General features: G+C 35.1%; 13 protein-coding genes. 2 read left to right on the top strand and 11 right to left on the bottom strand.

Going from position 1 to position 18,858, the window contains the following annotated elements; translation table 11 throughout:
* Positions 1-3: 3 nt before the first annotated feature.
* The 11 genes from BC962_RS02355 to uvrC form a co-directional block, all read right to left on the bottom strand.
* Positions 4-966, bottom strand: a complete 963-nt coding sequence (locus BC962_RS02355; RefSeq protein WP_121344326.1) for a tryptophan 2,3-dioxygenase family protein — start codon at positions 964-966, stop codon at positions 4-6.
* A 3-nt stretch (positions 967-969) separates the two neighbouring features.
* Entirely contained in the window at positions 970-1,746 is a 777-nt protein-coding gene (locus tag BC962_RS02350) for a DUF3108 domain-containing protein (protein ID WP_121344325.1), read from the bottom strand.
* Between the two features lie 315 nt (positions 1,747-2,061).
* On the bottom strand, positions 2,062-3,222 hold the full coding sequence (gene hppD, locus BC962_RS02345) for a 4-hydroxyphenylpyruvate dioxygenase (RefSeq protein ID WP_121344918.1): 1,161 nt from the start codon (positions 3,220-3,222) through the stop codon (positions 2,062-2,064).
* Positions 3,223-3,327: 105 nt separating this feature from the next.
* Positions 3,328-4,488, bottom strand: a complete 1,161-nt coding sequence (locus BC962_RS02340) for a homogentisate 1,2-dioxygenase (protein ID WP_121344324.1) — start codon at positions 4,486-4,488, stop codon at positions 3,328-3,330.
* 198 nt (positions 4,489-4,686) lie between these two features.
* The gene (locus BC962_RS02335; protein ID WP_121344323.1) at positions 4,687-6,624 is read right to left on the bottom strand and encodes a heavy metal translocating P-type ATPase; all 1,938 of its coding nucleotides are present in this window, start codon (positions 6,622-6,624) and stop codon (positions 4,687-4,689) included.
* 55 nt (positions 6,625-6,679) lie between these two features.
* Entirely contained in the window at positions 6,680-7,099 is a 420-nt protein-coding gene (locus tag BC962_RS02330) for a Fur family transcriptional regulator (protein ID WP_121344917.1), read from the bottom strand.
* 111 nt (positions 7,100-7,210) lie between these two features.
* On the bottom strand, positions 7,211-8,410 hold the full coding sequence (locus BC962_RS02325) for an efflux RND transporter periplasmic adaptor subunit (protein WP_245983976.1): 1,200 nt from the start codon (positions 8,408-8,410) through the stop codon (positions 7,211-7,213).
* 10 nt (positions 8,411-8,420) lie between these two features.
* Positions 8,421-12,800, bottom strand: coding sequence for a CusA/CzcA family heavy metal efflux RND transporter (locus BC962_RS02320; protein ID WP_121344321.1), 4,380 nt, complete (start codon positions 12,798-12,800; stop codon positions 8,421-8,423).
* Positions 12,801-12,921: 121 nt separating this feature from the next.
* Positions 12,922-13,317 (bottom strand): hypothetical protein, encoded by a 396-nt coding sequence (locus tag BC962_RS02315; protein WP_121344320.1) that lies wholly within the window; start codon positions 13,315-13,317, stop codon positions 12,922-12,924.
* A 42-nt stretch (positions 13,318-13,359) separates the two neighbouring features.
* Complete coding sequence (locus BC962_RS02310; RefSeq protein ID WP_121344319.1) at positions 13,360-15,585, bottom strand: patatin-like phospholipase family protein; 2,226 nt, start codon at positions 15,583-15,585, stop codon at positions 13,360-13,362.
* Positions 15,586-17,379, bottom strand: coding sequence for an excinuclease ABC subunit UvrC (uvrC, locus tag BC962_RS02305; protein WP_121344318.1), 1,794 nt, complete (start codon positions 17,377-17,379; stop codon positions 15,586-15,588). It abuts the gene before it with no gap.
* A gap of 183 nt (positions 17,380-17,562) precedes the next feature.
* Here uvrC and BC962_RS02300 point away from each other — a divergent pair, with 183 nt between their 5' ends.
* Complete coding sequence (locus BC962_RS02300) at positions 17,563-18,012, top strand: ATP-dependent zinc protease family protein (RefSeq protein ID WP_121344317.1); 450 nt, start codon at positions 17,563-17,565, stop codon at positions 18,010-18,012.
* Positions 17,984-18,856, top strand: coding sequence for a 30S ribosomal protein S6--L-glutamate ligase (gene rimK / locus BC962_RS02295; RefSeq protein WP_121344316.1), 873 nt, complete (start codon positions 17,984-17,986; stop codon positions 18,854-18,856). Before BC962_RS02300 ends, rimK begins: the two co-directional genes overlap by 29 nt.
* Positions 18,857-18,858 lie beyond the last annotated feature (2 nt).

Genomic DNA, 18,858 nt, shown 5'->3' with positions numbered 1-18,858 from the left:
ATGCTATTTTTGTGAATTATACATGTGCTCAACCCATTCTTTACCCCAATTATCAAACTCCTCTTCGCTCCATAGATTTGGGAAAAAACTATTTTTCTGAAAACTTGGAGGTAAAAATTCTTTCCAGTTGGTTCCTCCAGTAGCAGAAATGGTTTTATTATCCTTATTAAGATATCTATGTGCTGCTCCCATGTGCATTAACAACCAATTTATATTAATATTGGTATCGAACTTACGCAGACCTTCAATTAATAACGGATTACTTTTTTCTTCTTCTGGAAGTTGAAGATATTGGTGATATAAGGTTTTCCCTTTAACTTGATTTGCAATTCTCAAGAATCTTGAGGTATATCTAATTTCAAATTGTTTAAGAGTAAGTGTTTTTTCTCCTGTCGAAAGATCGATCCCGCCCTTTTTCCAATAAATATTCTCATAAAGCTCTTCAATAGTATTTTCTGAAGAAAAATTATGACGCTCCTTAAATGGGATTAAATGCTGAAGTGGAGTCGCGTTAATCTCGATCATTCGGAATTGCGCAGATTGGAATCCACTAGCTGGTAATAATGCCATTCTAAACTGAAGAAATTGCTCCCGCTCCATCCCCTTGATCATCACATCAAAAGAATTTATTAGTATTCTAACATACCTATTTAGTCGGGTTAATTTTTCAATAAAATAAGAACCGGTTAGATTCACCTCAGCAATTATTTGCTTTTGTTCATGCAAAATAAGCTTAAAATAAAGCTCAGTAATTTGGTGGTAGGTAACAAATATTTCCTCATCTGGAAAATGAGTTTTAGGATTCTGTAGACTTAATAAGGTATCTAAACCAATGTAATCCCAATAAGTAAGATATTTATCATATAAAAGCCCATCTAAGTAAGAACCCATATCCTGACCAGAATTCTTGAATTTTTCTTCAAGCAACAAAATTCTCTCAGCGATCTCGGGTTTAATTTCGTTCATTCTTTAATTCATTATAATTTTTAACTGATGCTTTAATCCTTTAAATTCTTCCAGATCTGCTGCGAGTGAACCCACCGCAAGATCTGCTTCAATTTTTACCGGGATCTTATTTTTATCATCACTTATCCAAAAAGTAAGACTTTCTTGCTCTTTAAAAACTCTTCCGGCCATTACATATGGCCTGAATTTCAAAGTGGCAATTTTACCAAATTTTGTGCTTAAAACTTCCTTTCCGAGGAACTTTAATTTAAAATCATGATTTTCCTTATCAAAAAACATGTTTAAATGAAGCTCATCTCCAACGTTTAAACTACTTGGATTGATATCATTTCTAACAAAATAAAATGCAGATAACATATCATGCACATTCTTCTCTGTAGTAAAGGTTTTATTTTCGTTATGCTTTTTATCAAATACTACGGCCTTATTATTGTCTTGATCAAACTCAATTTGAAGATTTTTAGTATGCCCACCTTCATCTATTTTCCTAATAAATCTATATGGCAATCCTGTTCTTTTATCTATATAAGTCTCATAATTATCATCTACCTTAAAAAACAAATGCAGTAATCCTGTAGATTTCCCCTTACCAACTATATGATATACTTTTTTATTATTAAGGCTTGTTTCATTTACACCAATAGTAGCAAAACTAGCATTAAAAGGGCCGTAATGTATTCTAAATTTAAACCACTCGCCATCTTGAAAGGCTTTCTGGGAAAAAGAACTTAACGGCAAAACAAATAAGAGGAGACAAAGAATTGTAAATCTATTTTTCATGTAATGGGGTTTTAATTAACACCTATGAACTTTTTAAGTTTTTATTGATATTCAAGAATTACAATTTCCATTCCAAATGTATAAAACAAAAAAACCCCATCAAATTAATGATGGGGTTTTTATCTTATTAACCAACTAAAACTTAAATTATGAAAAAAAATTTAATTCATTCTTGGTAACCACTCCAAAAATGCGGTGCAAAAGTCCTGAGATTTAATCTGTTTTGCAACCTTAAAATAAACTTTAACTCAAAATTTATCAAGTCGGCAGTTATTTGGTTCTTATCTAATTAAGTCCTTATTATTTTAATTATTTCTACAATGTTCCTCGCAATTCTTGCTCTCTTTCAATAGACTCAAATAAGGCCTTAAAGTTCCCTGCACCAAAACCTTTTGCTCCCATTCGTTGAATGATCTCAAAAAACAAGGTTGGTCTGTCCTGTAATGGCTTAGTGAAAATCTGCAATAAATAACCTTCTTCATCTGCATCTACCATAATTCCTAGACCTTTTAATCTTTCAAGATCTTCACGCAGCTCATGACTAAATTCTTCCAACCTTCCTGGAATTGCATTATAATATTCATCTGGAGGAGTAGATAAAAATTCTATCCCACGGGATCTTAGATCTGTAACCGCTTTTATGATATCATCTGTAGCCATCGCAATATGCTGAACTCCCGGACCTTCATAAAAATCTAAATACTCCTCAATCTGAGATCTTTTCTTTCCTTCAGCAGGCTCGTTGATAGGAAATTTAATTCTTCCGTTCCCATTACTCATTACCTTACTCATTAAAGCAGAATACTCTGTATGAATTTGTTTATCATCAAAGGATAGGAAATTCACAAAGCCCATTACATCCTCGTACCATTTCACCCAAATGTTCATTTCGTTCCAACCTACATTTCCCACCATGTGGTCAATATATTTTAACCCAACTGGCTCTGGATTGTAATCTGACTCCCACTTAACATAGCCAGGTAAGAATGTTCCATTAAAGTTTTTACGCTCTATGAACATATGCACAGTTTCACCGTAAGTATAAATTCCAGCTTTTACAATTTCTCCGTTTTCATCTTTTTCTACCGTTGGCTCTAAATAAGATTTAGCGCCTCGCTTAGTAGTTTCTTCATAAGCAGATCTAGCATCTTCCACCCAAAGCGCCACGACTTTAACTCCATCTCCATGCTTTACAACATGTTTATTGATCTCTTGTTCAGAATTCAATGGCGAAGTAAGTACTAGTCTAATTTTATCCTGTTTTAAAACATAGGAAACAGTATCTCTGCTTCCAGTCTCTAATCCTTTATAAGCTAGTGATTGAAAACCAAATGCAGTTTTATAAAAATGGGCCGCTTGTTTAGCGTTTCCAACATACAATTCTACATAATCTGTTCCCTGAAGTGGCAAGAAATCTTGCGCTCCTTCAAATATTTTCTCTAATCCGTAATTTACTGATTCTATCTTTTTGCTCATTGTTTTAATTTTTGAATTCATTCAACCTCTTTTTCGCAATCTGGGGCATCTAATTTACCACATCGCTCTAGCTTGAACAGAAATGTTTTCCTTTTTATCCATAAATTAATGATCTAACCATGATTTATGATATGTATCGTCGGCTATTTTCATAGCCTCTTCTGTTACCATTAATGGTTTAAATGTATCTACCATTACTGCAAGCTCTTCAGTTTCAGTCTGGCCAATACTTCTCTCTACAGCTCCTGGGTGTGGCCCATGAGGAATTCCCGCTGGATGCAAGGAAATATGTCCTGCTTCTATATCATTTCTGCTCATAAAATCGCCATCAACATAATACAATACCTCATCGCTATCTATATTACTATGGTTATATGGTGCTGGAATACTTTCTGGATGGTAATCGTATTTTCTAGGACAAAAACTACAAACCACAAAGGCATCGGTCTCGAAAGTTTGATGCACTGGTGGCGGTTGGTGTATTCTTCCCGTTATCGGTTCAAAATCGTGAATAGAAAAAGCATATGGGTAATTGTAACCGTCATAACCTACCACATCAAAAGGGTGAGTAGCATAGATCATATCAAAAATTTCTCCCTGCTTTTTAACTTTGATCAGGAAATCTCCTTTTTCATCATTAGTTTCCAATTCATAAGGCTGTCTTAGATCGCGCTCACAAAATGGAGAATGCTCCAATAATTGTCCGAAGTAATTTCTATATCTTTTTGGCGTATAAATAGGCCTTCTTGATTCTACTATAAAAAGACGGTTGTTTTCGTCATCAAAATCAAATTTATAAATAACACCTCTTGGGATCAATAAATAATCTCCATATTTAAAATCAAGATTCCCTAGATGGGTTCTTAATTTTCCGCTTCCTTTATGAATAAAAATCAGCTCATCTGCATCTGTATTTTTATAAAAATAGTCGTCTGTGGATTGTTGTGGAGAAGCTAAAATAATATCTACATCACTATTTGTAAGCATCACTTTTCTGCTTTCTAAATAATCTGGATGTGGTATTACTTGGAACCCTCTAAATCTATAGGATTTAATATTGTTTGCTGTAGCAACTTTTGGTTTAACACTATAGCTTCCTCTTATTTCCTTAACCTGTGTAGGTCTATGCTCGTGATAAGAATTAGAAGACATTCCATCGAAACCTATAGTTCCAAAAAGTTGTTCAGAATACAAGCTGCCATCTGGTTTTTTAAAAACGGTATGGCGTTTATGTGGAATTTTCCCCAGCTTATGATAAAATGGCATGAGATCTCGGTTTTAGGTTAAAAACTTCAGTTACTAAAGTTTACTACTTATATGTGTGAAGTTTACTGTCAAGTCTAACAAATATCGCTATTTTTTATCAAAAATATACTAAAGAAGCCTTAAAAGTAAAAGGAGTGCAACAAGGTCGCGCTCCTTTAATTGTTCAAATATCTGGTTCTCTGGATTTGGTATTCGAACCTAATCCCATTTCATTTTCTGAAGTCTAACTGCATTCAAAATAGCCAATAAAGCTACACCTACATCCGCAAATACAGCTCCCCACATAGTTGCCAATCCTACTGTTCCCAAAATTAACACAACGGCTTTAACGGCAAAAGCTAAACCTATATTCTGCCAAACTACATTTCTTGTAGATTTTCCAATTTTTATCCCCATTAAAATCTTAGAAAGCTGGTCAGTTTGTATTACCACATCTGCAGTTTCAATAGCTACATCGCTCCCTAAACCACCCATAGCAATTCCAACATCACTCACAGCTAAGACCGGCGCATCATTAATTCCATCTCCAATAAAAGCAACTTTTCGCCCTAGCTGATTTTTAAGCTCTTCGACTTCATTTAACTTATCTTCTGGCAACAAGTCTCCTTTTGCTTCAGCAATTCCTAGATCAACTGCTACTTTCTGAGTAATAGAGTCCTTATCTCCAGACAACATTAGGATCTTGTTTATACCGAAATTCTTCAATTCCAGAATACTTTTCTTAGCATCTTCCTTTAATTCATCGGCTACGGTAACATATCCCGCATAAATTCCATCTATCGCCACTAATACCGTAGTATCTACAATAGAATTTATAACAGCTGGAAACTTTACTTTATATTGTTCTAGTAAACCTGCATTTCCAACAAGTACTTTTTTATTATTTACTTTTCCTTCTAATCCTTTTCCTGAAATCTCTTTGACCTCTTCCACAGAAAAATTTTGAGAACTAGTTGTTCCTTCTACGATTGCACGGGCAATAGGATGTGTAGATTTTTTCTCTAAAGCAATTAAATAATTTAAAAATTCCTCTTTTTCAATTTCTTTTGTTTCAATCTCCTGCACTTTAAATACTCCCTTAGTTAGCGTTCCGGTTTTATCCATAACTAAGGTGTTTATTTTTGTGATTTCATCTAAGTAAGAAGCTCCTTTAAACAAGATGCCGTTTTTTGAAGCAGCTCCCAATCCTCCAAAATACCCAAGAGGTACAGAGATCACTAAAGCACAAGGGCAAGAGACTACTAAAAAGATAAGAGCTCTATAAAGCCAATCTGAAAAAATATAATTTTCTACGATTAAATATGGTACGAAAGTTAATAAAGTTGCCGAGATCACTACAAATGGGGTATACACTTTAGCGAACTTCCGTATAAACAGTTCTGTTTTAGCCTTTCTGGAACTCGCATTTTGCACCAATTCTATAATTCTTGCAACAGCACTTTCATTAAATAATTTTGTGGTTTCTACTTCAATCACAGCATTTAAATTGATTGAACCACTTAGCACCAAATCTCCTTTTTTTACACTTATTGGCTTACTTTCTCCGGTTAGTGCTGAAGTATTTAATTCCGCTTTTTCTGATATTAGTTTCGCGTCTAAAGGAATTCTTTCACCTGATTTAACTTGAATTTTTTCGCCAATTTTTACATTTTCTGGATGTACTTGTATGTAATGATTTTCTCTCCAAACCGAAGCTATATTTGGCCTAACATCTAAAAGCGCCTTAATATTAGATTTTGCGCTTTTAACTGCAGACTCTTGAAACAATTCACCAACAGCATAAAATAACATAACTGCTACCCCTTCTGGGTATTCTCCAATTGCAAAAGCTCCTATAGCCGCGATAGACATTAAGAAAAATTCTGTAAAGAAACTTCCTTTTAGGATGTTCTTTACCCCCATCATCAATACGGGATATCCTACAGGAAGATAAGCTAAAAAGTACCAACCAATTCTAAACCACCCATTAAAAAAGCTAGTCTCTAAAAAATTATCGATAATTAAACCTATACTCAACATTATAAAACTGAATAAGGCTGGAAAATAAAGTTTGAATTTGGACTTTTCTGTAGTTGGAGCACAAGACCCGCAACAATCTTGATTTGCTTCTTCTAAAACAATCTTTTCATTTGACATGTATGCTATATTTATTTTACAAAAATACAGCCCATAGCATTGCAATTGTAGTGCATTAAATTCTATTACACTTCTCGCAAATGCCTTTTACAACCAAATTCACATCTTCAGCTAAATATCCCTCTGGAAGATTTATTTGTGGGATCTTATGATTGGTCAAACAAACCGTTTCATTGCATTGTGAGCAATGAAAGTGAAGATGAAGATCTGATTCTACATCGCAGCGGCAATTTTCTTCGCAAAGCGCATATTTTGTAACTCCAGAGCCATCATCTATAGTATGTACCACTCCGTTTTCTTCAAAAGTTTTAAGGGTTCTATATAAAGTAGTGCGTTCAGATTTATCAAAAGCATTTTCAATATCTGTAAGGCTAGTCGCCACATTTTGCTCTGCTAAATATTTGAAAATAAGGATCCGCATAGCGGTGGGCCTTATTTTCTTTTGCTCCAAAAAATTATCAATATTTTTAATCATTTTTGCTTGTCTAATTAAGAAACTAAGGGGAATTTCCAAGATAATATTTGAGCCCTGTTTTAGAAAATCAAATATTTATTGGGACGGATAATTTAAGCCTCAAAGATGGAATTAATGTCCGTGTCCACCACCATCGTCACTATTTTTGGCAGTCGCTAACAAGGTGTTTGCATCCTTTAGCACAATAGAAACCTTTTTAAAATCAAGCTCCTGTCCAACTGGATTTATTTGAATTACCCCAGCTTCAGAAGAACCTGTTTTTACTTCCAACATTTCAAAGTTATGCTTTTCAACTCCATCTTCCTGTTTGGTTCCTTTACTAATAAAAATATAGTTTTTCGCATTAAATCTTACCACAGCATTTTCTGGAAGGGTATAACTATCAGATGTTCCCGTCTCAATCCTTGCATTTACGAACATTCCAGGCCATAAATCTTCATACTCTTTTAATAAGTGACCGTGCACAGTAATACTTCTGTCGTCACGAACTCCACTTCCAATCAAATATACCTCCGCTTCTTTCCAGTTTTCAGGTTCATTGGCTACGCTAAATCTTATTTTTTGTCCTGTTTTTACTTTAGTTATATCACTTTCGTAAACGGTAAGTTCTACATGAAGATCCTTTGCATCTGTAACATCCATGATTATATCTTCTGGGCCTACAAATTTTCCAATATTGCTAAAAACTTCACGTACCTGACCCGTAACCGGAGAATAAATATTCACTGCAGAACTAACTTTCCCAGCTTTTAAACTTTTTAAATTCACCCCTATTAATTGCAGTTTAGCTTCCATGGCATTAATCTGAGCCTTATTGGTACTATATTCACTTTTAGCTTGCTGAAACACTTTTGCTGAAGAAACCTCCTCTTTATATAGGATTTCTTGACGTTCGAAATCCGTTTTTAAGTATTCTCCTTCAGCTAAAGTTTCTAAATATTTCTGCTGAATATCTATAAACATAGGGTTTTCTACAACCGCTAACAATTGTCCTTTTTTCACTTTAGTTCCGGGTAACATTTCTGTATATTTTAGAAATCCACCATAAGGGATATTAATGGAGATATTTCCTTGTGGCGGAACATCTATCATTCCATTTACACTAATCTCACTTCCCAAGGAGCGCATCTCGGCTTTTCCTATTTCTATATTGGTGTTCTTAAGCTGCTCGTTAGTTAGTTCAATATGGTTTTCGTCTTCTGAATGTTGCTCTGCATTCTCCTCTGTTTTTTCTTCTGAAGAAGTTTCGCCACAACTCACCATAGAGATGAAAAGGAATGCTAAAGCTAATTTTGATATTATATTTTTCATTTCGATGCTTTTATTGTTGGTTTCCGGTTATGAATTCTAAATCTGTTTTGGTTTGATAGAAATTATTGACAATCTCTAAATAATCTAATTCTATTTTTGCTGCTCTATCCAAACTTTGAATATATTCTACATAGCCAATTTCTCCTTCCTTAAAGCCTCTTTGGGCCTGTTTAAAGATCAACTTGGCCTGCGGAAGCGCATGTTCATTATAAGATTCAAGGCTTGATTGCAGCTGGGCTAATCTTTCCTGTAAGAGAATATAATGAGTATTCATCTTATTGCTTACAGATTTATAGCTTGCTTCTCTTTCTTTAATCTTAAATCTTTCTGCCTTAATTTTAGAGAGTTGAGGTTTTGCCCAGAGTGGAAGTGAAATTCCAAATAGGACTCCCGAAAATCTATCGGAAGAGTCATATATCACTCTATCTCCCGCTAAATTTTGTCCAAGACCATTAGAAGATTGATTAAAATAACCAATGCTTAGATCTGGTAAAAGTTTTGCTTGTTCAACTTTCCTTTCTAACTCTGAGACTTCAATTTGCTTTGCAAAATAAGCAAGTCGTGGATTGTCTATAGAATCTTTTTGAAGCGCTACTTTTTCCTGCCCTCCCACAAATTTCGTGGCTAAAAAAGGTACATCTACCAATTGGTCTATATTCAGTAATTGTTGTAATTCTCTTTGATGACTTCTAATTGCAACTCGATTTTCTTCTTGTTGCACTTCAATTTCTGCAACTCTGGAACCTGCGGTAGCGCGTTCCAGAATATTGCTTTCTCCCGTTTTATACCTTATCTCTGCTGCTCTATTAAAATTGGAATAGATACTGTCCTGTTTTAAAAAGACCTCTCTTCTACCTTTTTCGATCAAAAGCATGTAATATGCCGCTTTTACCTGCGCAATAAGTTCGTTTTTGGATTGAGCTTCCAAGATCTCACTACTTTTTTCTTCAGCTTTATTAAGTTTAGACCTATTTATATAAACAGAAGGGAATTCAAATCGCTGACTAACTGTTAAGCGAAGGTCATCATTATAAATACCATTATTTTGACCATACTCCCCGTTAAATTCAGTTTTAGGAAGATTCCAAGAATTTCCGATCAAGGCTTCCACTTGTTTTGTTTTGAATTTAGCCGCCTCTATTTCCGGATTATTCTGAACTGCAGCTGTAATTAATTCCTCTAAAGATGAATAGGTTTTTATAGGATCTTTTTCTTGAGCAAACCCAATATTCCCGAAACCGAATCCAAAGATCACAAGTAAGATTGTAGCTTTTGGAGTTTTTCTCCATCCTTTTTCAAAATAATAGTACAATACTGGAAGCACTATTAAAGTAAGTAGGGTGGCAGAAATTAAACCTCCAATTACTACAGTTGCCAGAGGGCGCTGTACTTCTGCTCCCGCCGAACCTGAGAGTGCCATTGGAAGAAATCCTAAAGAAGCTACAGAGGCTGTCATGATCACCGGGCGTAAACGCGTGGCTGTACCTTGATACACTCTTTGAAAAACATCTGTTACTCCATCTTTTTTAAGTCGGTTGAATTCGGCTATAAGGACAATTCCATTAAGTACCGCAACTCCAAAAAGTGCAATAAAACCAACCCCTGCAGAGATACTAAATGGTAGATCTCTTACATAAAGCGCAAATACACCACCAATCGCGGATAGTGGGATCGCGGTAAATATGAGTATTCCTTGTTTTATAGATCCAAAAGTGAAATACAATAAGATAAATATCAGCAATAATGCTAATGGCACTGCATAACTCAGTCTTTTCGTAGCTTCCTGAAGGTTTTCAAATTGTCCTCCATAACCAACGGTATACCCAGGTGCAAAACTAATTTCCTCATCTATCTTCGCACTTATTTCCTCTACAACACTTTCTACATCTCTATTACGAACATTAAAAGCAACTACGATCCTTCTGTGAGTATCATCACGCTGAATTTGGTAAGGCCCATCTTCTATACTAACCTCAGCTACTTGATTTAATGGAATCTCTCTCCCATCGGGTGCAGATAAGTATAAATTCTGAACGCTTTCAAGATTGTTCCTGTTTTGCTTATCTAATCTCACTACCATGTCAAATCTTCTATCTCCTTCGTACACCAATCCTGCCGAAGCCCCTGCAAATGCTGCTTGAATATTCTGATTTACATCTCTAATATTCAATCCATATTTAGCTATCTGGTCTCTTTTAAAATCGATAGCTATTTGTGCAACGCCAGTTACTTCTTCAATATAAATATCGGTAGCGCCTTCAACATTTTCGGCTATACTTCCAATTTGGCGGGCATAATCGGATAGTTCATCTAAATCTTCCCCATAGATCTTGATAGCTACATCCTGCCGGACTCCTGTCATCAATTCATTAAACCTCATTTGTATAGGTTGCTGAAAACCAAAAGTCACCCCCGGGATCACATCCAAAGCTTCGCTCATTTTATCTGCAAGTTCCTCTCGGGAAGAAGCCGAGGTCCAATCGTCTTTGTCTTTTAAAATGATAATAAGATCGGCAGCTTCAATAGGCATAGGATCTGTAGGGATCTCCCCAGATCCAATTTTGGAAACCACCTGCTCTACTTCTGGGAAGTTATCCAATAGAATCTTTTCGGCTTTAGTGGTTGCTGCAATGGTGTTATTTAAAGAACTGCCCGTCAATACACGAGTTTCTACTGCAAAATCCCCTTCTTCTAAGGTTGGGATAAACTCTCCTCCCATATTCAGAAAAACAAATAAAGAAGCTATAAACAAACCTAAAGTGATCAATAAAACACCTATTCTAAAATTCATTGCGCGCTTTATCAATGGGTAATAGATCCTATTGAAAAAAGCCATGATCTTGTCTGAAATATTTGGTTTGTGATTCGTGTTTTTACTTAATACCAAAGCAGACATCATTGGCACGTAAGTCAATGATAAAATGAATGCTCCTAAAATGGCAAAACTCACGGTTTGCGCCATCGGGCCAAACATCTTTCCTTCGGTTCCTACCAAAGCTAATATTGGCAGATATACAATAAGGATAATTATTTCTCCAAATGCTGCAGATGTTCTAATTTTACTAGCAGATTGATAAACCTCTTCGTCCATTTCTTGCTGGGTGAGCTTTCTGGTAAATTTCAGAGCTCCTAAGTGAAAAAGTGTGGCTTCCACGATAATGACAGCTCCGTCTACGATCAATCCAAAATCTATAGCTCCCAAACTCATAAGGTTTGCGGAAACCCCGAACACATGCATCATTCCAAATGCAAAAAGTAAGGCTAATGGAATAACCGAAGCGGTAATTAACCCCGCCCTTAGGTTTCCTAATAAGAGTAATAAAACGAAAATAACAATTAGAGCTCCTTCTACCAGATTTGTTGTTACTGTGCTCGATGCCTTATCTACTAATTTTGTTCTATCCAAAAAGGGCTCTATAACTACTCCTTCTGGAAGTGTTTTCTTGATCTCCTCCATTTTAAGCTTAACCCTTTCTATAACCTCAGCAGAATTAGCTCCTTTTAGCATCATGACAATAGCGCTAACTACTTCCCCTTGTCCATTACGCGTTGTTGCGCCATATCTCACCGCACTTCCAATTTGAACTTTAGCTACATCTTTAATTAAAATAGGGCTTCCACTGGGATTGTTCTTCACAACAATATTTGCGATATCTTCTAGCGAACCTACTAAACCTTCACTTCTAATGAATAAAGCATTATTACCTTTTTCAATATATGCTCCTCCAGTATTTTCGTTGTTAGATTCTAAAGCCTTAAAAATTTCACTTATAGAAATATCCATGGCATTTAAACGTTCTGGAGCTATTGCAATTTCATATTGCTTTAGGTGCCCTCCAAAACTACTAACATCTGCAACTCCCGGGGTTCCTAGTAACTGCCGTCTAATTATCCAATCCTGAATAGTTCGTAATTCTCTATCATCAAATTGATCTTCATACCCATCTTTGGTAGTGATCACATATTGGTATATTTCTCCAAGCCCTGTAGAAAGCGGAGCGATCCCTGGTTTCCCTGCTGAAGATGGGATCTGTGATTGTGCTTCAGTAAGTCGTTCATTTACTTGCTGTCTGGCCCAATAAATATCTGTATTTTCTTTAAAAACGATGGTAACCACGGACAATCCAAATCTCGAAAAGGAACGAATTTCCTCTATTTCAGGAATTGTGGCCATCGTAATCTCAATAGGGAAAGTAATAAGTCTTTCTACTTCTACCGCAGCTAAATTTGGAGAAGAAGTAATTACTTGTACTTGATTATTGGTGATATCCGGCACGGCATCTACCGGTAATTGTTTTAAGGAATATGCACCCCAGAGTATAAGTCCAAAAGTGAGTAAGCCAATTACCAATTTATTGGTAATGGAAAATTTTATAATACTATTAAGCATAATTAAGCTGAATATTAATTGAAAAAAGAATGGAAAAATTCGGTTTTCTCAAGACAAAATAATTTTAGAGCAACAACAAATGTTCTGCTTTAAATTATCTGACTAAAACCCTTGCTAAAAATTATACTTGAGGAGGCTGAAAAGGAGAGTCAACAAATTCTGAAAAGAACTCAGAATTATAAAACGAGTATTGAGGTTTTAACTCTGCAATCTCTGGAGAGATCACAAATTCTGTATCTACAGATTGAAAAACTAAAGAATGTGAACAACAATGATGACTGCCTTGAAATGGTAATTCTTCATGTTCTGAGTTATCATGATGTTCCTGTGAACCATCAAAAGTAAAATAATCTTCTTCTAAAAATTCCATAAAAGAGTCTCCAAAAGCTTCATTATGCTCTTCATAATGTTCAAAAAGATTAGAGATCTTCGGTAATTCACAACATAGGTCCAATGTGAGCCCAAATCCTTGAAGAAGGAATAAAAATGTTAGTGATATGGAAGTGATGAAATTCATTATTTACAAAAGTACTTTTTTTTGCGTGCAATGCAATTGCATTTAAAACCAAAATCCAATACTAATAAACCATTCATTTTGTTTGATCTCCGGAGAGTAAGAATATTTTAATTCCAAAGGCCCCAAAAATGTTTCTAATCCATAACCAATGGCATATCCCGTATAATCTGGAGTGGAGAACCAATTTCCAGTAGAATAGAGATCGTTCTCTACATTCGCAAAATTCGCACTAAGGCTTATATGGTTTTTTCTGAAAATCTCATAATCCAATTCCAGCATCCCTTTTATATAACTGTCTCCAGATATGCTTATAAAATCATAACCATAAAATGGAATGAAATTATTTATAAAATCGTTCCCATACCCTCCCAAAAAGAAATCTAAAGAATTAGGACCTACCTGCCCTATTCTAAAACCTGTTTCTGAAGATATTTTGGTAGTGAATTTATTAAACGGACTAAAGACATAGCCTACCGCTCCTTTGGCTATCGAGAATTCATCAAAATCGTTATTATAATCTGAAGAGAATCCATAAAGATGAAAATCCCCTTCAAAATAAACTCCTTTGGTTGGAAAATGTTTATTATCGAAGCTGTCTAATTTTAAATATCCAAACGCGCTATAATAACTGCTTTTTTCAAATGTCCCATTTGGGTTCCCACTCATAGAAAGATTATCTAAGGTCTCTGTACTAACCTTCAGAAATTTATGCTCGAGACCAACACCAAATGAAAATACTTGTTGAAATTGGGTTTCTATATAAAACTGACTGGTGTAATCCTGATAATCTACTTCAATATTATTAATTCCAATACCGTCTACATCTGCGGAACTATCAACAAAATCAAATGGAATTCCCTTATTAAATGTATTGTATCTGGACTTTATTCCAACACTCCAATAATATCCTTTATCTATATAATACTGAAAATTATATCTGAAATTATCCCCTAATACTACATCTAAAGAAGCTGCGTCATTTGTAAATAATGAACTTTTCTTTGTAATATTAATCAAGGCGCCACTTTTATATAGATTATCATAATGTATGGCGAGCCTTAAAAAGGTCTTACTTTGGCTTTCTTCCAGTTTTAAAGCTAGTGTATAAGCATCTTTTTTGGGAGTTAAACTATAATTGATCTTATTGAAATTTCCGGTTGCAGAGAGTTTGTTTATTCCATCCGTTAAATTTTCAAAGGTATAATTAGAATCATATTTAAGATTTAGTTTTCCCAAGATATAAGCTCTTGGGTAACTGCTATTTCCCTCTATTGCTAGGGCATCTATATTTATAGTATCAACCCTCTTTACTTTTATAGGTGGTTTTCTTTCCCCGGTTTGCTTTGAAGCAATTAGTTTAAGATTTTTCAATTTAGTTCTAGCTGCCACCTCTCCAGAATCTATAATTGCTGAACCTTTTTCAAATGAAAGCACGCTAAATCCATTGATGTTTGGCTTAATATAAACATCTGTTAATGCTATATTTTCTTCCATATGTGCGATGGTCCTAAAATTATTTATCTGGGTAAGTATTTCGAAAACCCCTTTTAGGTGCTTTCTGTCTGTTAAACTATCTTGAACATCTACCCCAATAACTATATCTGCGCCTCGTTTTCTTAATTCTGCAACAGGGTAATTATTTACTACTCCCCCATCTGTTAATATTTTACCATCTATAGTTACAGGACTAAATATAGATGGGATAGCCCCACTGGCAGAAACTGCTTTTGCTAAAGAACCTTTCTCCAATATAACTTGTTCGCCAGTTTCAATATCTGCCGCAATACAAAAGAAAGGAACTGGAAGCTTACTAAAATCTTGATTTCCACCTAAATGCCAAGTGAGTTTAGACATTAAATTATAAATATTTTGTCCTTTAGAGAGCCCTGAAGGAAAGGAAATATTAAAATTGTCGAAGGGTAATGTTAATGCATATTTTTCATCTTCTTCCTTCTCATAAAAAGTTTTAGAACTTCTGGGAACGTTATCTTGAATAAGAATATTAAAGTTGATCTCATGGAAAATAGAGTCTAACTGATGAGCGGTATAACCCGCAGCATATAAGCCACCAATAATAGCACCCATACTACTTCCGCCAATGTAATCTATTTTAATTCCCGCTTCCTCGATCACCTTTAAAACCCCAATATGCGCAAGACCTTTCGCTCCTCCTCCACTTAATACCAAACCTACTTTCACCTCTTCCTTATCCTGAGCAAAACCTGAAAAGGATAGTAAAATGGCAATAAGTATCAGGTAATTCTTCATTTATTCGGGATGATATTTATTATAGATAATACTCGCTTTGGAAAGTCCAATAACGGGTGTTAATTCCTCTAAGGTAGCCTCTTTTACTCTCTTAAGTGACCTAAATTGCTTCAATAATTCTACAACGGTCTTATCTCCAATTCCCACAATAGATTCTAACTCTGTATTTAAAGCCTCACTACTGCGTTTATTTCTGTGAAATGTAATTCCAAATCTATGTGCTTCATTTCGCAGTTGCTGAATGATCTTTAAAGTTTCAGATTTTTTATCTAGGTATAAAGGAATAGAGTCCCCGGGATAATACAACTCTTCCAGCCTTTTTGCTATTCCAATGATCGCTATTTTACCTCTTAAGCCTAATGCTTCTAAAGCTTTAACTCCTGATGAAAGTTGTCCTTTTCCTCCATCTACAATTATTAATTGCGGCAAGGGTTCATCTTCATTAAGCAATCGTTTATATCTTCGGAATACAACTTCTTCCATAGAGGCAAAATCATCTGGCCCTTCTACAGTTTTTATATTGAATTTTCTATAATCTTTCTTACTGGCTTTCCCATTCTTGAAAACCACACAGGCAGCCACTGGATTAGTTCCTTGAATATTGGAATTGTCGAAACATTCTATATGTCTAGGTTCCACACTTAAACGCAAATCCTCCTTCATTTGTGCCATGATCCTATTTACATGCCTATCTGGATCTACAATTTTCATTTGTTTAAATTGTTCCTGCCTGTAATACCTTGCGTTTCTATGGGAGAGATCTACAATACTCTTTTTATCTCCTAATTGTGGTACCGTGATCTTAATATCTTCTCCAACATCTACCTTAAATGGCACATATATTTCTCTAGACATAGAGCTAAAGCGTTGTCTTATTTCAATTATTCCAAGTTCCAGTAATTCTTTATCCGTCTCATCCAGTTTTTTCTTCATCTCTATAGTATGGGAACGAATAATGGCTCCATGCGAGATCTGTAAGAAATTTACATATCCATAACCTTCATCACTTACAATAGAGAACACATCTACATTATTGATCTTTGGATTTACCACAGTAGATTTAGACTGATAATTTTCTAATACATGGATCTTTTCTTTGATCCTTTGGGCATCTTCAAACTCCATTTTATCTGCATGATCTCTCATTTGCTGATGAAATAACTGCAAAGACTCTTTAAAATTCCCTTTAACTATATTTCGGATCGCTTCAATATTCTCGTTGTATTCTTTCTCCCCCTGCAGTGCTTCGCAAGGGCCTTTACAATTCCCCAAATGATATTCTAAACAAACTTTATACTTTCCGTTTCTTATTTTTTCTTCAGCAAGATCATAATTACAGGTTCTTAATTGATAAAGGCCTTTTATAAGATCCAACAAGGTATTTACAGTTTTAAAGCTGGTAAATGGTCCATAGTATTCGCTACCATCTTTTATTAATCTTCTAGTGGGAAACACTCGAGGAAACCGCTCATTTTTTATGCAGATCCAAGGATAGGTTTTATCATCCTTTAACATCACATTAAATCGTGGCTGATACTTCTTAATAAGATTATTCTCCAACAACAGCGCATCGGTTTCAGAGTTCACCACAATATGTTTTATATCACGGATCTTCTTCACCATCACATCTATTCTATGGCTATCATGAGATTTATTGAAGTAAGAGGACACTCTTTTCTTGAGATTCTTCGCTTTACCTACGTAAAGAATTTTACCATTCTTATCGTAATATTGATAAACTCCCGGACTGTCGGGAAGTGTTTGTAATTGTATTTTTAGGGGCGTAGTTTCCATTTTTTCAAAGATATTACATATTCCTGGGAGCACTAAACTTTAGGTTCTTGTAAATGTTAAATTTTTCTAGCTTTCTAAAATGTTTTTAAATTTAAGTTCTCCCCTTTCTGAAACAAATGTTTTATAAAATTGGTTTTTTACAAACTCAAAATATCGCATTAATCAATTTTGTAACTTGCAGCCATGGAGAAAAGAGTAATAGGAAAGTTCGATAAAGCCGATTTTCCAATGTTGAAAATGGAAAATATCGCAATAAAAATTGATACAGGAGCATATACTTCCTCTATACATTGTAACAATATTGTGGAACAAGAAGATGCAATTCATTGTACTTTTCTAGATGAAGAACATCCGCTTTATAATGGAACAGAGATCATTTTTAAAGATTACGATATAGTTTTCGTAAAGAGTAGTAATGGCATCATTCAGAAGCGATTCCAAGTGCAATCCACCATCAAGATTTTTGATAAACTATATAAAATTTCCCTTTCTTTGTCTGCTCGGCAAGAAATGCGTTACCCTGTATTAATAGGTCGAAAATTTCTTACCAAAAAATTTATTGTAGATCCTGAGCTAGTAGACGTATCCTATAATTTAAAATTAAATGAACATAAAAATACTGTCAAGAAATAGCAGTCTTTATTCAACTAGGCGTCTTGTTGAAGCAGCCAAAAAAAGAGATCATCATGTAGAGGTTATAGATCCTCTTAAATGTGATCTCATTATTGAAAAAAAGAAACCGTCTATTTTCTATAAAGGTAAAATTCTAGGAGAAACAGATGCCGTGATCCCGAGGATTGGCGCATCTATTACTTTTTATGGTACTGCAGTTGTACGACAGTTTGAAATGAATGGTGTTTTTACTACTACTTCTGGGCAGTCTTTAATGCGAAGCCGGGATAAATTAAGAAGTCTTCAAATTTTATCTAGAGCCAGATTGGGATTACCTAAAACAATTTTCACCAACTATTCTAAAAATGTGGGAGAGGTGATCGCACATGTTGGAGGCGCTCCTCTAATTATAAAGTTACTGGAAGGAACTCAAGGTTTGGGCGTAGTTTTAGCTGAAACACAAAACGCAGCAGAATCTGTAATAGAAGCCTTCAATGGTTTACAAGCAAGAGTTATAGTTCAGGAATTCATTAAAGAAGCAGGCGGCGCAGATATAAGAGCTTTGGTGGTAGATGGGCAGGTTGTAGGTGCTATGAAGCGACAAGGTAAAGAAGGAGAATTTAGATCTAACCTTCACAGAGGAGGAACGGCTAGTATTATTGAACTTACAGATGAGGAAGAAGCTGCTGCGATAAAAGCTGCAAAAGCAATGGGCTTGGGAGTTGCTGGAGTAGATATGTTGCAAAGTGCTAGAGGACCACTTATATTAGAAGTAAATTCGTCGCCAGGGTTGGAAGGGATAGAAGCTGCTACAGGAGAAGATATCGCAAAAACCATTATAAGATATATAGAAAGACATTCATAAAT

It is taken from the genome of Gillisia mitskevichiae, assembly GCF_003634585.1.
GTDB lineage: Bacteria > Bacteroidota > Bacteroidia > Flavobacteriales > Flavobacteriaceae > Gillisia > Gillisia mitskevichiae.
The sequence above is the reverse complement of the archived record's forward strand: the minus strand, read 5'-3'. Positions and strand labels throughout refer to the sequence as shown.